Annotated in this window: 10 protein-coding genes; 1 reads left to right on the plus strand and 9 read right to left on the minus strand. The window is 38.2% G+C overall.

The genetic code is table 11. From position 1 onward, the window contains the following. Positions 1-371: 371 nt before the first annotated feature. The 3 genes from P176_RS0108085 to P176_RS0108095 all read right to left on the minus strand — a co-directional run bounded on the left by P176_RS0108085 (position 372) and on the right by P176_RS0108095 (position 11,456). Positions 372-2,678, minus strand: a complete 2,307-nt coding sequence (locus P176_RS0108085; RefSeq protein ID WP_026754230.1) for a T9SS type A sorting domain-containing protein — start codon at positions 2,676-2,678, stop codon at positions 372-374. Positions 2,679-3,103: 425 nt separating this feature from the next. Continuing rightward, positions 3,104-5,677, minus strand: coding sequence for a T9SS type A sorting domain-containing protein (locus P176_RS0108090; RefSeq protein ID WP_026754231.1), 2,574 nt, complete (start codon positions 5,675-5,677; stop codon positions 3,104-3,106). Positions 5,678-5,984: 307 nt separating this feature from the next. Next, the gene (locus P176_RS0108095; RefSeq protein WP_026754232.1) at positions 5,985-11,456 is read right to left on the minus strand and encodes a GEVED domain-containing protein; all 5,472 of its coding nucleotides are present in this window, start codon (positions 11,454-11,456) and stop codon (positions 5,985-5,987) included. Positions 11,457-11,572: 116 nt separating this feature from the next. Here P176_RS0108095 and P176_RS0108100 point away from each other — a divergent pair, with 116 nt between their 5' ends. Beyond that, positions 11,573-12,046 carry a regulatory protein RecX gene (locus tag P176_RS0108100; protein ID WP_026754233.1) on the plus strand — a complete coding sequence of 158 codons (474 nt, stop codon included), beginning with the start codon at positions 11,573-11,575 and terminating at the stop codon, positions 12,044-12,046. A gap of 62 nt (positions 12,047-12,108) precedes the next feature. Here P176_RS0108100 and P176_RS0108105 read toward each other — a convergent pair whose 3' ends face one another. The 6 genes from P176_RS0108105 to P176_RS0108130 form a co-directional block, all read right to left on the minus strand. Continuing rightward, positions 12,109-12,600, minus strand: coding sequence for a DUF6646 family protein (locus tag P176_RS0108105; protein WP_026754234.1), 492 nt, complete (start codon positions 12,598-12,600; stop codon positions 12,109-12,111). Between the two features lie 53 nt (positions 12,601-12,653). Next, positions 12,654-13,517, minus strand: a complete 864-nt coding sequence (locus P176_RS0108110; protein WP_026754235.1) for a cupin-like domain-containing protein — start codon at positions 13,515-13,517, stop codon at positions 12,654-12,656. Between the two features lie 126 nt (positions 13,518-13,643). Further along, positions 13,644-13,961 carry a DUF3784 domain-containing protein gene (locus tag P176_RS0108115; protein WP_026754236.1) on the minus strand — a complete coding sequence of 106 codons (318 nt, stop codon included), beginning with the start codon at positions 13,959-13,961 and terminating at the stop codon, positions 13,644-13,646. Positions 13,962-13,977: 16 nt separating this feature from the next. Continuing rightward, entirely contained in the window at positions 13,978-14,586 is a 609-nt protein-coding gene (bioD, locus tag P176_RS0108120) for a dethiobiotin synthase (protein ID WP_026754237.1), read from the minus strand. 24 nt (positions 14,587-14,610) lie between these two features. Next, positions 14,611-15,045: a DUF2007 domain-containing protein gene (locus P176_RS0108125; RefSeq protein WP_026754238.1), complete on the minus strand. Its 435-nt coding sequence runs from the start codon at positions 15,043-15,045 to the stop codon at positions 14,611-14,613. Next, positions 15,029-16,255 (minus strand): aminotransferase class I/II-fold pyridoxal phosphate-dependent enzyme, encoded by a 1,227-nt coding sequence (locus P176_RS0108130; RefSeq protein WP_026754239.1) that lies wholly within the window; start codon positions 16,253-16,255, stop codon positions 15,029-15,031. Before P176_RS0108130 ends, P176_RS0108125 begins: the two co-directional genes overlap by 17 nt. Positions 16,256-16,275 lie beyond the last annotated feature (20 nt).

Below are 16,275 nucleotides of genomic sequence, written 5' to 3' on the forward strand. Positions count from 1 at the left end.
TAGAGCAAAGATTGTTAATAAAATTGGATTAATAGCAAAACTATCGAAGAAGACCGATATTCATCGACCAAAGCACAATTTTAGCTCTAAACAACTGTAGTTTAATTCTCTATAAGTTCCCTACAACTAAAAATAGATAATAACTAAATGCTCATTAAAAATCTTGATTTTAAAAATATTCGAACAGATATTAACAATGACAGCACTAAAAATTTAAGCCATTTCAAATCTTATAAAAGCGTAATTCTAAGTTAAAAAGACTAGAGCATAATTTTCTAAATCGACGTCTCTCCTCGCTTTTGAGAATAATTTGAGAAAAAAAAGACTGCCCTTTCGGGCAGTCTTAAAATTTACTATATAACTAACTTATATTATTTAGAAATGATAAATTTCTCTGTAATAGAAGTGTTGTTAGTTGTAATCTTGTAGATATACAGACCTGATGAAAGGTTACTTCCGTTGAAGTCTGCCTTGTACTGTTGACCAGCAAAAGTCTCTCCGTTGAATACTTGGGCGATGTTACGACCATTGATGTCATACACCTCGATCAATACCTTACCGCTAGTCTTAGCAACAAACTCTACGTTTGAGATACCAGTAGTTGGGTTTGGATAAGACACAAAGCCTAAATCGTTTGCCTCTAACTGATTGGCAGTTAACGCTGCTTGTTGATTAGCAAAGAACGTTGCCATATCAAATTCTGCACAAGTCGCAAGTGCAATAACACCATCTAAATCATATCCATCTGGAGTTGTAGTCATATCGTTGTTGTTCACCACCTTCACATAATTTATATAATCATAATCTCCTGCATCAGAAATATCAATCGTAGCATTAGATTTACAAACCGTACCAGCATAATTATATGTAAAGTTATCCGCAGACACATAAACATCAGCATACTCAGGATAAGTCTCACATCCTAAAGGCTTGTTGAAAGATGTTTCTACAAAGAATAAATCTGGACCTGCTTGGTTTAATACCGCACCGTCAAAAGTCAATGTGATCTCTCCACCATATCCTAAAGTTGTAAATACATAGTCATCTGTTCCTTCTGGCATCCCTAAAACATTTTCAGGAGTCTCTGTTCTGATAGCATCGATAACACCACCGTTCTTGGTAGTACCTTCAACATAGTTAAAGAAATCAGCTGCATAACATCCCGCTGGAGCTGGATCTTCTGGAGTAGAACAACCAGTTAAAGCAACGATACCGTCAAGATCGAATCCATCACCAGAGACAGAACCTTCTGGAGTAGTATCAACCACTTTTACCTGAGTAATGAACGCTAAGGCAACTGGAGCATTGCTGATATCCAAATCATCAGCCTCATCTGTTTGAACAGATCCTATTAAATAAAAATCAACCCCATTCTGAGACACATAGATGTCAGCAGACTCTGGGTAAGATTCAAAAGACTGGTTACCGTAAGTGGTCTCAACAACCTCGATATCTGCACCATCGGCATTATAAACAGCACCATCAAAAACGATAGTCACCTCTCCTCCATATCCTAAAGACAAGAAGTTAAGTGTCTCATCGATCTGTGGAGCACCTAAAGCCTTATCAGTATCCATACGCTCTTCAACCATAAATGGCTCTCCAGCACTATTGGTCCCTGGTAGGTAATTGATAGCGAAAGCTCCGTAACATTCGTTAGTTTCTTCCTCTGGCTGAGTACAACCATATAATGCTTCTATTCCATCAACATCATAACCGTCATTTGGGCTTGTACCTAAATCAGTTATTCTAATATAGGTGACAAAAGGCAAACCAAGACCTTCTATATCAATCATTCCATCACGGCAAACAGTACCAGCTTCAACCCAAGTTAAACCATCTGATAACTCTATTAAAGCAGTCTCTTGATTAACATCTGTACAAGAATCTCCAGCAAAAGTTGTTTCCCAGATTTTGATATCTGCACCTTCACCATTAACTACAGCACCACTTAATTGTAAAGTAATTGTACCGTAAAATCCTAAGGTTACAAATCCACCAACTGCATTTGATCTATCTGGCTCATTTAATGATTTAGTAGCATCTGAACGATCAGCTGCAACTGGGTTACCATTTTTATCAAGACCTTGTTCAAAAGCAACGACTTCCATGGCAAAACATCCATCTGTTTCAGAAGAATCAAGAACACATCCATTTAAAGCAACAATACCATCAACATCGTATCCATCACCACCATTGGTAGTCACGTCTGTAATTCTTATTTGAGTTGCATATGGAAGAATAATGTCTACACTTCCGTCACGACAAATTGTTCCAGCATCTACCCATCCTGAAATCGAATTGTAAACCTCTATCATTGCTGATTCATCATCAGAAGCACCACAGGTATCTCCTGAAAAAGAAGTCTCATAAATCATAAGATCATCTCCAGGGCCGTTAAGAACAGCATCTGTAAAAGATAAAGTGATTGATCCGTCAATACCCAATGACACAAATCCGCCAGCAGCGTTTGACATATCTGGAGTACCTAATGCCTGAGAAGCATCAGAACGAGCACCAGCAACAGCATTCCCGTTGGATTGCATTCCTTGGTTGAACATTACAACCTCAGAAGGAGAGCATCCTTCTTGGTCATTTTGGAATGCATTTGCATTCGTTCCTATTAAAGTGGCAGCACCACATAAAACAGGCAATAAAAATTTTGTAAAATTTTTCATAAGTGTTTATAGATTAATTAATAGCTATAACAAAGGTCATTTATAAAAATGGAATTATTACAAGAAAAACGAAGAAGATCATTAATAATCGACCAAAGCACATAAAGCTCTTAACAAACTGTTTATTAGTTCAATATAACTCTTTTTGAGTCAATAAATATTGCGATTGAGCACAAAATTCAGTGTTTAAAAAAGGGCTATTTTCTCAACCTAAAATCTCTTATATAAAAGTTTTTAAACCATTATTCTTTATGAATCCTCGATCCAGATATTCGGTTTCATCTACTCATTTACATTTCCCATTGATCTCTACAAGAAATAAGCTGTTTCAAATGACTAACGGTACTTATTTTTAATAAAATTATTTATAAAAAAAAAGCCAGCTCAAAAGAGCTGGCTTCAGAAGTTTATCAAACTTTAAAGTGTTACCTAGTTGCCTTAACAAACTGCTTGGTAATTGTATTACCATTCATGTTTATTACAAAGAAATAAGTACCATCTGCTAAATTAGAGATGTCTGTATTTATTTCTGTTTGACCAGAGTAAGATTCTACAGATCCTCTATTGAATGACTGCCCCATAACAGATACGATCTCATAAGATACCGGTCCGCCCATTTGGCTATTTAGAGTCACATTCAATCGGTCTTTTGCAGGTACCGGATACATACTGATATCACTAACAGAAATCTCTTGCTCTTGTGTGCTTAGTAAAGCCAGAAGCTCCTCTAAGTTTGTTGGCTGCTCAAGGGTAACCTCTACAGATATATCATCTAATAGATTACCAACGGTACTATTTGTTCCGCTGATGGCCTTAAAGTAGACTACAGTAGATGTTTGACCTTCTGGAACCTCATATACAAATACATTATCATTCCATTCCATATTTGCGTTGGCGATGTAAGGAATTGCAGCATTATTCTCTATTGTTGCAAGATCTCCACCAAGGTATAATTCCATTTTATCAATACCTCCTGAGCTACGTTTCTTATGGGAAAATCTAATCGCAAGATTTGTTCCTGGTGTAGAACACACTTCTTGATACAAAGTATTTAAACCATTTCCATTTAGCTCAAAGTGGTAATCACCTGAATTGGAAGCATTACCGCTAACCATTCCACTTTTTTGAATTTCAATAGTTCCCGATTCCGAAGTTGTACTCCATCCTGGAACCTCGTCTTGGGGCACATATTTCCATGGACCGCTAAATGTGTTTTCAAGTTCAAAACCACCATTAACTAATTCTGGATCACAATCATTGGGTTCTGAAACATTAAGAGAGTTACAACCCGCTGCTAAATCTCCGTTTTCTAGCGTATATAATTCACCGTTGACCATAACATTATAGTTTGCAGTTAAATTTCCATCTCCATCAAACAAATTAAAGGCTGTTGCACCAAAATTCGCCATCAATAGATCATTAGAAGGTGTAAGCGCCAAACCGTTGACACCTCCAGGTATTGTTCTAACAAAAGAAGAAGAACCTCCCGCAATTAAAAGCAGTTGATTTCCTGTTCTGCTGGCTAAGTATAAATCACCATCATTTACAACTAAATCACCGCCACCAACAGGTACATCTGTTGCCACATTTACATAAGATCCGTCCATTGGATTGACCTCAACGATCCTATCTTGATTTTCGGAAGCTAAATACACTTTACCTTCATAAAACACATTACATCTTACAGTATTTAATCCTTGTAGAGGTATAAACCCTAAAGACGTTCCTGTTATAGGATCAATTCTTTCTAAGGTAGAACCGTTGCTGTTGATAGCATATAATACGTTATTTGTACCATCATAAGACAAATGCAAAGAATAGTCTCTTGTTGTTATTGAATTTAGCATCGCATCATTACCTATAAACTCAACACCAAAAATTTCAGAACCAATTACGCCTTCTCTACTATCTGTATAAAACATTTCATAGTTATTACAGACATCTGTTTCTTCATTAGGATTATCATTGCAACCCGTTAGTGCAACAACGCCATCAAGGTCAAAGCCATCTTCTGACTGTGATTCTGCTGGAGTGGTATCAATAACCTTAACATGAGTAATATATGGCAAGAATACGGATGCATTGCTAATATCCAAAGACGCAAACTCATTTGTCACATTGATACCAATCTCATAAAACTGAAACCCATCTTGAGAGACAAGTACACTGGCCGATTCTGGATAAGATTGAAACGTCGCATTGTTAAAGGTAGTCTCTAAGACCATAAGATCATCACCGGGTCCATTATAAACAATACCATCAAATCCAATGGTTATTTCTCCTCCATATCCTAAAGACACAAAGTTTATAGTATCGTCATTTTCTGGCTCACCCAAAGCTTGGGTAGGATCCATACGGTTAGAGGCTATTGCGTTCCCACTCTTCGTGTTACCGGAAAAGTAGTTCAGTGCTTCGGAACCATAACACACATCATCGCCTTCTTCTCCTCCTGGAAAATCCTGACATCCGTTTAAAGCTTCAACCCCATCGACGTCATAACCATCTCCACCGCTAGTTGTAGTATCTGTAATTCTAATTTGAGACACATAAAAAAGACCCAGACCAGCGATATCGATTTCACCATCTCTACAGACCTCTCCTGCTGAAATCCAGTTTGAGCCGTCTTGGGACACCTCTACTTCTGCTCTTTCACTACTTCCTGAGCAGGCGTCTCCAGCAAATGAAGTTTCCCATACCTTGATATCTGCTCCAGCAGTATCATAAACGGCACCAGAAAATTGTAGTGTAATAGACCCATCAATCCCCAGTGATACAAATCCCCCAGGGGCATTTGACCTGTCTGGCTCGCCGAGAGCCATACCTTCGTCAGAGCGGTTTTCAGAAACCATATTGCCGTTGGATTGAAGACCTTGATTAAAATTTATGACCTCTGCAGCGAAACATCCTGCAGGGTCATCTTGAAATGCATTTGCATCCATACCAATTAATGCAGCAGCGCCACAAAAAACGGGTATGAAAAATTTTGTGAAATTTTTCATAAGTGTTTATAGATTAATTAATAGCTATTACAAATATTAACAATTAATAGCATCATTAAAGAATAAAACCGAAGAAAATCGTTTATAATCGATAAAAACAACATTCACCGTAAAATACTGTTATTTAAGATACTAGTTAAACACATTTGATTGAGAAGTAGCTATGAGACTGAGAGAATCACAGCCTAAAAAAGCCATCTGTTATGGTAGTGAAACGGATGACTCTTCCCTTACTTCTTTAGATCAAAATCTGATTGAAAAGATCTACACTCAACTAAAAACGAAATCGGCTAAGTGAAACGAGTTATTACATCCGTTTTAATGCTTTTTTGATAATAACTTGCCCATTAGACAGTGTCACCTTAGCCACATATGCGGCTTGACTTAATTGAGTGAGTTCTAAAATTTCGATAAAAGAAGAGCATTTCACATCGTAGAGGGTTCTGCCTAAAAGATCTAAAATTTCTATACGGTCCATTTTCATGGTTTCAGCTACTGAAAATTGAACACGACCGTCATTTAGCTCCAAAATTTGAAGACTATTTATAAATCGTTGCTGATTTGAAGATAAGGTTGCTGGTGAAAATACAATTTCAAAACGGTCATTAAAGGTTCCTGTTTCCGAAGCAAAATTATAATCGTTAAGACTTAGGTTATGGACAGTATTTAAGAAATTATCTTTAAGATAAATGCTAGTCGTACTCAAAAACTCACCCTCTAATTGTGCAATCGAAATGGTATAAAGGGTTGCCTCTTCAATAGCTGTGTAAAACCCTAAGAGAATCACTTCATCTGGATCTAAACTACTTGTGGGTTTCCCTTGAATTGCGAACTTGCCCTCAGAATCACCGTTGATAGTAGAGTAAAAAACAGCGTTTGCATCTGATGATAAGTTTTTAGGCGCATCATAATACATGCCATCGTCACCATTGGTCGCGCCCTCAACATAAGCGATGAGAATCTGATTGAAAATGCCATTGTCAGAGGTGAGATTGAGATGCAGTCTATTGTCATCATTACTTGAGCTTCTAAAAAATTGCGAATTATCACCCTCTTCTCTAACTCTCATATTATTATCAAACACAACATTCGTTGTAAATATATTATCTCCTATAGCTGTTGCTGCTACGCCATTACTCATGCAGATAAAAAATCCTTGTCCAGAAGGAATATTTCGACTGGGTTGAATTTCATCACCGCCAGCGGTTTGACCTGAGCCGTTAATGATGGCATAATCACTTTGCGAATAATTGAAAACGTCATTACCATTGGTATTATCATCTGCCATAGTGTGATGAGACCAAAAGTAAATGGCGCCATTAGTGGCTCCTACAGAGGGATCAATACTTGCGTTTGCTTCTAAAAATTCGTCTGCATCAATAGCTGAGGGATAGGGGTTGCCTATAAAATTCCAGTTATTGTCATTAAGCTCATCATCATTTCTATAAATAGGTACTTCTATGACGCCATTATTAAATGGGCCTTCAAAAGTATAAATGAATTGCCCTGGCATAAAACCACTACTCCCATGGGTGGCAGCATAGCCAACACCAGTTTCCATGACGTCTGTTCCAGATACTTGTTCCCAATCATCACCATTATCGTCAACATCATCTTGTCCTGGTAATGTCGCGTTATTATTGGAAGACTCCATGGTGGCATCGAGATAGTTTTGGGCAATATATTTATAACGCCTATTCGTTGAAGCTTCATTTAACCCGTTCATAATAGATTCTCCTTGAACTGGCGAACTCCAATAGGTATATTCTTGAGAGGTAGCCAATGGAGCGGTTCGTTTTTCTACGGAAATTTTAGTTCTATCTCCTAATACGGCGCCTTGAACCAGTCCAGAATTATTAACTTGCACAAAAGAACCTGTTGGCTTTATAATAATTGCTCCATCTACGGTCACATCGCTATCAACTTCTACATAATCTCCTTGGCCAATGGTCAACTCACTACCAGCATTGACAATAAGCTTACAGGCTGTAAAGCTGGTTTGACCATCAACATCAGTACTGGTATCATAATCTGCGTTTATAATAACCACTTCAAATCCCGTTGGGGACGATGACCAAACGCCATCCCAAGTGATCACATCAAAACTGAGTTTGACAGCGTTACTCGCCGAATAACAAGAGGCATTTCCTTCTTGAACTCTACAGTAAAACTGATAGCTTTCATAAAGGAAGGGATTGTTAATACTCAAATCTGAACTGTTTACATCGTCAAAATCATCATTATCTGGAATAGGGACAAAACTTGTATTTCCAGGCACTAAATAATACCATGAATATGAGAGCCCTGATCCTTCAGGAACACCTTCGGAAGCAGTAATAGAAAGCTGAATCAAATTTGAGCAATTGGTAAGTGGATTGTTCAAGACCAAAACAGTTGGCGAAGCTGCAAGAGAGAAGTCATAAGCGCCAAATTCGCTATAATCAGAATCACTACAAGTTGACCAATCCACCAAATCAAAATCGTCAATGCTAAAAGCGCCTTGGTTAGGCAGTGGTGACGCGTCGTTTTTTCGCTTAAAAATTACCCCATCACCGTCTGCAACCAGTCCATTTGCCCAAGAATCACTAGAGGCAATCCCCAATATATCAATATCTGAAGATGTCGAATTTTTATATAAAGCAATGGCATCTGAACTATTGAAATCAAAGTTAATACCAGATATCCCTGTAATGGACTGATCTATGTCCACATCAGAAATATCACAAGATGTAGACCCTATAGCGAGCACATGAACATCACCAGAAGCAATAGATCCAGTTAATGGATTTGTACTTTGCGGTGAAGAATTGCCGTTGTTAAAAATGCGGATACTATAATTACCGTCAAGCGTGATCGTATTGGATGTGCCATTATATATTTCAATAATTGATGACGTACCAGTAGTTGCATCAGATAATTTGCTAATAAATAGATCCTCTAAAAACGCTGATGATGTTGAGCTTTCACAACCATTAAGTAAGTTATCAATTACAGTAAAAGGTTTTACTGAAGAACAGCCCGTAGAAAAAAGGATCTGTATATTCCCCGATGAAGCTTCTGCAGGAACCAAAACCACTAATTCAGTGGCTGTGGAAGAAACCGTGGGCATCGTTATTCCGTTTAATGTGGCAGAGGCGCTAGTCAAATTGTTAGGAGACGTGATGGTAACCTCTGTGTTTTCTGGGCCTTCTATTGGAAAAATAGTGCTCGCTATAGTCCCACTACATACGCCTGTTCCCTTAATATCAAACTCATACGGGTTTTCATCTGCATCTGTATTTAAAATGCGTACCGTCGCATTTCTTGTGCCGTCGGCTATAGGGAAAAATTGAATCTTAAAAGATGAGTTAGATGAAGCACCAATGACTGTGCTTGGTTGCATTGTCACTATAAAATCAGCTGGATTAGCTCCTATAATTTCAACCTTAGGCACTCCTGTTAAGCTTAAACTTGTTAATCCAATATTTTCAACTAAAAATGTCTTTTCAGGTCCAGTACCACCAACATTTGTAGATCCAAACAATGTGTTATTTAAGCCATAGGGCGCGTTAAAGCCATTCGCAATAGAAATAGTGTTCCCTTTAATATTCATTTCAGCGCCAACGGGTTGATCAATAATAATAGTATAGTCTTCTACCTCTCCACTATTGCCAGTAGAACAAGGTGTCGGACTTGTATTATACTGAGTAAAAACTCGCATTCGAGTGGCACCGATAGCTGCATTATTAGGAATTTCAACATTTATTGGTGAATTTGAAGTCGCGGTATTTAAATCAACCGAAGCATTTGTATTTTGATCAGAACCCAAATCATAGACTTCTCCTGCCCCATTAAAATTTCCATCTTGATTCCAATCAATCCAGACTTTAGTATATACGGAAATGGCTCCATCAATATTTACGATCACGCCTAAATTATAACTTGCACCTAAAGTAACATTGGTAGAAATGGACGTAAAATCGGTATAGGCATTTGTACTAGAGGTTCCAGTATTATTTATAGTGTTAAATACCACTCCAGTAATACCAGTACCATAAGAGGTGTTTCCAGATGCATTACAATAGGTCAAAGAAGGCACGGCACAAATCGCTACCCCTTCGGTCCAGGTAGTACCTCTTCTAATAAATGCTTTAAAGCAATAGTTAGTCCCATTGGTAAGTCCAGTTATCGCAACAGAATTTGCAGATCCTTTGTAAACAATTGAATTGGCGCCCGAGTAAACAGAATTGGCCGTATAGGCTGAGCCATTTCCTGTGGGTGTAAACGTAACAGCTCCTTCATTAGCAACAATTATAATATCATTCCAACATGATGTAGGCAATGGGTTTAACCAATTTAAGGTGACTTGGCTGGTCAAAGGCGTGGCGGCAAAATTTCTCACATCGCCTTGAGCTAAGGCATTCGTAATTGTACTACCATTAGTAGCGCCTCCAGCCCAGCCCGTCAATGTTTCTCCCACATAGGAGTATGCTGTAAAGGAATAGTTTGTGTCTTCAACAAGTCCTGTAACAACAGTAGATGCACCAGTGCCCTTGTAAACCACTCTACCCAAACTCGCAGGTGTTACAGGTGTCGCTAAGGAAAAATTTGTATTTGCAGTATAACTATTAGCATCGGTTTTTAAACCTGCAGGATCTGTACCTCCTTCTTTAGCAAAAATAATATACCCAGATGGTGTGGTGCCAGACGATGGCGGGTTCCAGCTCAACGCAACGCTCGTATCTTGAAAGCAACCTATAAAGTCATTAACATTTACAGGAGAAGGGTTAGACAAAGTCAATGTTGCGGTATTAGAAGTTACAGCGCCACAGGTATTGGTGACGACGCAACGGTATAGATTAGCATGCATGGAAGCTGATGTTGCTACAGTCGTATAACTAGCACTTGTTGACCCCGAGCCACCTATGACATTAGTCCAAGTACTACCACCGTTATCAGAAACCTCCCATTGATAGGTAGGTGATGGCGATCCTGCTACCGTAACCGAAAAACTCGCCGTATTTGGGATAACGCGTGTGGCATTATTGGGCTGTGTTGAAATTATTGGTAATGTGTTAATGGAGACATCATAACTTACTGCTCCTGTTGACCAACAAGAGCTTACCGTATTATAAGCTCTAACATAATATGTACCTGTACCTGTAACGGTATAGGCGCTACCTGTATTATTTGTGGTTGCAGTGCCAGTAGCGCTGGTTTGCCAATAGTTGATGGTGTTAGCAAGTGTAGGCCCTGTATAGCTTAGATTCGTAGCATTACAGTAAGGCGTTATTCCAGAAATGGTACCTGTGGGATTTGGTGGGGGTGTGCAGGCAGTAAAAGTGGTCCATGTTAAATTATCAACCACAGTTCTATTACCACTATTCTCCAATTCAAAATTAATTAAGCCACTTAAATTAACATCGAAGGTAAATGTTGTAGGAGTTGTTAATGTCACAGGTATATCACCACCATATTGTAACCCATTGATGAATAATTTTAGTGTTGAATTGCCACTAAAAACTTTTTTATAATCAAAGGTAATCGTGCCACAACCGTTTGGTATAGGATTGGTGTTTGATAAAGAACCTTCTTTTAAGGTAATAGCTTCTCCTGTTAGATTTTGATCTGTCCTTGCATCATTAGCTGTCCATTCATAATTATCGTCCCCTATCCAAGTCCTAGTTAAATAAGAAGATGATGCAGTACCAATATTCGAAAACGATTCATTAACCTGCGTAAATCCAGACCAAACTGTACACAACAGCACCAACAAACAGAAAGCATAATTTTTTATCATTGAGGGAAATGAATGAATTAATTACTTTTAAGCGGACTACAAATATAATCAAAACCTCCTATCTCTCTGATTCTTAAGGTTATCCGTTTATTAACAAAATGTTATATTTTTAGGGTGTGAATCCATCAAAAACATACACCGTCGACGAAGCCCAACAAAGATTGGAGCATTATTGTGCTTACCAAGAGCGTTGTCACAAAGAAGTAGTGCAAAAATTATACGACATGCGCATGATTCCCGAAGCTCGGGATAAAATTGTGGTGCACCTCCTCAACCATAACTTTCTTAATGAAGAACGTTTTGCAAAGACTTTTGTACGTGGTAAATTCCGAATTAAAAAATGGGGAAGACAGCGTTTACAGCAAGAATTAAAGCAACGGAATATTCACAAAAACATCATCTCCGTCGCACTTAAAGAAATTGACAACAATGATTATTATGACACCTTTAATACCTTAGCTGAAAAAAAAGCAGAGGCTATTAAAGAGACTAACAAGCAGAAAAAAAGAAAAAAACTGGCAGATTATCTGTTGTACCGTGGGTGGGAAAGCGCTATGGTGTATGAAAAGGTATTTGAGTTAGTTCCATAGAAAAAGGCATTTCAATAGTAGTTTTGAAACGCCTTATGATGTCTTAAAAATAGAATGCCTTGTTACAAATTAAATACCGCACCAATATTTAAGGTAAATTGATTATGGATATAGTATCCTATTTCGGTATCATCATTACTGTACTTGGCCAAAGGAAAATTAGCTTCTGTGTAAACCCCAAAACCGTTTGTGAAAAAATAGCGCGCTCCCACGTGACCGCCAAAATTTTTAGTGCTTAAACTTAAGCCAGGATAAAGGTCAAAATTCTCATCAACATTGATCACATTTCCTAAGTTAGCGTTGAATCTGGCTTTAATATCAAAACGATCACCAAAATCAGCATCTAATCGGTCATCAATCCCCAAAGCATAAGAAGAGGAAATCCCAACAGAAATATTCTCTCCCAAACCGTAATCATAACTGACGTTGATCCCGGTAGCTTCATCTTGAATATTAGCCCCTACTTGAAATTTTTGGTCACCTTGACCCGTGTAGGCCTGACCATTCATCATTGAAACTGAAATTAGTGCAAAAATCAAAATAAGCTTTTTCATGTCTTTAAATTTTAGAGCGTAAATATATTAAAGTTTTTAGTTCTAGTGCGTTATTACTCAAAACTCTTGTGAGTTCTGGTAATAGCCTGTTGGTTTTTCCAATCAATCCACTTCTGACCTTTAAATCGTCTCATCAAACCATCAAAATTTCTCATGATGAGTAAATTGTAAAAAGCCTTGCCCAAATTTTTGGGACGGCGGGCAATGGCTCTTAAACTCATTGAGAAGCCTGGTGTTAGATATTTCATGTAATGCCAATAGCCTTCAGGCATGTACAGCACTTCGCCATGATTAAGTTCGCAAATCCACCCTTTGGCTTTGATTAAGGCTGGCCATTTCTCAAAGTCTGGATTTGAAAAATCAATATCTTCACGTGTAATTAAAGAGTGAGGGATTTTGTATAAGTAGTCATTCTGATTTTGATCAAATAAAATACAACGCTTTTTTCCTTCAAAATGAAAATGGAAAATATTAGCCAAATCAATGTCATAATGCATGAAGGTATGCGAGTTCTTTCCTCCAAAGAAGAGCATGGGTAAACTCTTCATAAGTTTGAGCCCAAAATCGGGAAATGAATAATCTTTCTGCAATTGCGGAATTTCCTTGAGAACATTCCAAAGAAAAATTCGGTATTTCGTAGGCTTGGTTTTGAGCAAATCAACATACTCACTCATCTTCATTGTAGCATGTGGCTCATTAAAGCCATCTTTGTAATCTACTGGTCTATCATCATAAAGCGGAACCTCCTTATCTCCTGCAACCTCTTTTATATAGTCTAAACTCCACTTATCATAAGCTGGCCAATCTTCTATAAAGCGTTCTATCACCACCGGCTTTTGCGGCTTGAAATACTGCTCTAGAAAATCTGCTTTAGAAATGGTTGCAACCCGCGGAATGTCTTGAAGATTAAGTTTCAAAAGGTCATAAATATTTAACGCGCAAAGTTAAGAAAAGGTTACCAAACAGAATTATCCCTTTATTAAAGTTTAAGGTTTTTTATGATTTATGACCTTAGAAAAAGATGCTCATACACAGTAAAAAAATCACTTCTGTTTGTCAATTTTATAGGCATCTGAATTGGAAACAATCAACAGATAAGGAAGCCCAATGACCATAGCAACAATAAAACTCCATCTATCAACCTCTGGATGGCCTGTAAATTCTGAAATGGCAAAACCAATGAGCATGACGAGAGCCATCCCAAACATGGCATTTCTAAATACCGTTGCAATGCCATCAATATCATACTGCTCTTGTTTCTCTTTTGCCATGGTATTATACCCAGCGATTAAAAAGTATAGTTTACCATACTTAATCAGGATGCCTAAAAGGATAAAAAGGATAGCGACGGCGAGAGACATAGTCTTGTTTTGAGCTTTAAATTACTAATTTTTCGGCATATTCCAAAATCACATTTTTGTCAAAATAAGGCTCTTCATCAATTCTGCCCAAAATGGTTACACCAGTCATTTTAGAGATGATGGCTTCTGTAGTTTTGTGTTCGGCTCCATTGAAAATCAAGGACACATCAAAGCCCTTTTGCTTTAAAAGGTTTACGGTTAAAAGAGTATGGTTGATGCTTCCTAAGTAATGCCGTGATACCACAATGACCTTATAATTGGGTTGGAGCAGGTCTAAAATGGTCTCTGTTTGATTTAAGGGCACGAGCAAACCACCTGCACCCTCAATAACCAGATGATTGTCTGTTTTTGGAGGTTTTATGTTTTTTACTTCTATGGTAATGCCGTCAATTTCTGCGGCAGCATGCGGACTCATGGGCGTGTTTAACTCATAAGCGCTGGGATAAAATGTTGTCTTTGTATTACTGACCAATCGTTTCACCTTGTGCGTATCTGAAAGTTCTAAATCTCCAGCTTGAATGGGTTTCCAATAATCGGCCTTTAAGGCTTCTGTTACTATCGCTGAGACAATGGTCTTCCCCACATCTGTCCCAATTCCTGTAATAAAATAGGTGGTTTTTTTCATTTCCGTAGAAAATTTAAATAGTGTTTAAGCAGACTTGTCTTTTGATGGATCCAATTGAAACTCATGTCCACAGGCATCACATTTGTATTTATAACGCATATGCATGGGCAGCGTTCCAGAAATTAAGCCCACGAGAAAGGCAAATAACGATTTTAAGCTAGAAATGGTAGAAAACAACTCCACTTGATCGCTTTGGCAGGCTGGACAAATCATCGCCTTTCCCTCATCGTCCATCGCGTACTGGTGCATGCTATTTAAAATATGCTGTGCTCTTAAAGCATCATCTGCCAAGACCTTTAGTTTTACACCACCAATGGCGTTGCTCACAAGAGGATCTGTGTCAATAGTAAAGTGATCTTGTAAAAACACCTTGATCCCATCGGCCTCTAAGCGGCCCTTCATGATCTGCGCTTCAGAAGTGTACTGAAATCTTGCTATGGTTCTAAACGTTTGACTCATCTGCAACAAAAGTAGCTAAGAGTTGCAATACTTTGGTTATATCTACCTGAGAATTATAGCTGTGCAGGCAAAATCTTAGTCGCTCGCTACCTTTTGGCACTGTTGGAGACAAAATGGCCTTAACGTCAAAACCGTGGAGTTTTAATGCTTCGGAAATGGTCTTTACTCGAGAATTGCCCGAAATAATACAACTGTGTATGGCAGAATCGCTTGCTATAAAACCCACTTTTTCTTCGGAAACTTTCGCCATAGTCAACGCCGGAATTTGAAGTCTTTCCATTTCAGTTTTAAAAAAATGAATGTTTCGTTTTAACAACTCAATAGCATGCACTTTACCAACACTATGCACAGATAATTCAGCATATGCCATCTTGATTGTTGCCAGTGCATGTGGCGGAAGACCCGTAGTATAGATAAAGGGTCTGGAAAAATTGACCAGATATGCTTTTAAATCTTCACTGCCTAAAACTGCCGCACCATGACAGCCAATGGCTTTTCCAAAAGTGATGATTCTAGCAAAAACAGAACTTTCAAGTTGGAGTTCACAAGTGAGCCCCACTCCCATTTTTCCGAAAACACCAATAGCGTGCGCTTCATCTATAATTAATTTGGCCTGATGATCCATGCACAATTTGGATAAAGCAATAAGATCTGGCGAATCGCCATCCATAGAAAAGACAGATTCTGTAACAACGTATATTTCTGGTGGCTCGGTAGCTGTTTGATGCTCGTCTATATTGGCACGGTTTCGAGTGATTTTTTGCACTAAGTCTTTAATATCGTTGTGGCGAAACTTAAATGATTTGGCATGGCTCATAGAGATCCCATCTCGTATGGAGGCATGGCAAAATTCATCAAACAAAATAATATCGTTACGTTGCGGTACCGATGAAAAAAAGCCCAGATTAGCATCGTAACCGGAATTAAAAATTAGTGCCGTTTCTGCCCTATGGTAATTAGCAATCGCCTGCTCAAGTTCGGGATAGAGTTGATGGTTACCCGTGAGTAAACGAGACCCTGTAGCTCCGTTAAAAAATAGGTTATGTTTTACTAAATAGTCATGCGTATTTTTAAAAATAGCTTCAGACTTAGCGTAACCTAAGTAATCGTTAGAAGAAAAATCAATAGAGGAGTTGGCACTTCTCAATGCACGAAGCGACTGGTCCTCTGCTCTTAATTTGAGTTTATCTTGAAGTTTTTTAGGAAACATGATCCAAAGATAGTCTAGAC

This window comes from Sediminibacter sp. Hel_I_10 (genome assembly GCF_000688335.1).
Taxonomy (GTDB): Bacteria; Bacteroidota; Bacteroidia; order Flavobacteriales; family Flavobacteriaceae; genus Psychroserpens.

Bases quoted from the DNA above. Each gene is read 5' to 3' on its own strand.
- P176_RS0108115 (WP_026754236.1), bottom strand. From the start codon at position 13,961: ATGTCTCTCGCCGTCGCTATCCTTTTTATCCTTTTAGGCATCCTGATT.
- P176_RS0108125 (WP_026754238.1), bottom strand. From the start codon at position 15,045: ATGAGTCAAACGTTTAGAACCATAGCAAGATTTCAGTACACTTCTGAA.
- P176_RS0108090 (WP_026754231.1), bottom strand. From the start codon at position 5,677: ATGAAAAATTTCACAAAATTTTTCATACCCGTTTTTTGTGGCGCTGCT.
- bioD (WP_026754237.1), bottom strand. From the start codon at position 14,586: ATGAAAAAAACCACCTATTTTATTACAGGAATTGGGACAGATGTGGGG.
- P176_RS0108130 (WP_026754239.1), bottom strand. From the start codon at position 16,255: ATGTTTCCTAAAAAACTTCAAGATAAACTCAAATTAAGAGCAGAGGAC.
- P176_RS0108085 (WP_026754230.1), bottom strand. From the start codon at position 2,678: ATGAAAAATTTTACAAAATTTTTATTGCCTGTTTTATGTGGTGCTGCC.
- P176_RS0108095 (WP_026754232.1), bottom strand. From the start codon at position 11,456: ATGATAAAAAATTATGCTTTCTGTTTGTTGGTGCTGTTGTGTACAGTT.
- P176_RS0108105 (WP_026754234.1), bottom strand. From the start codon at position 12,600: ATGAAAAAGCTTATTTTGATTTTTGCACTAATTTCAGTTTCAATGATG.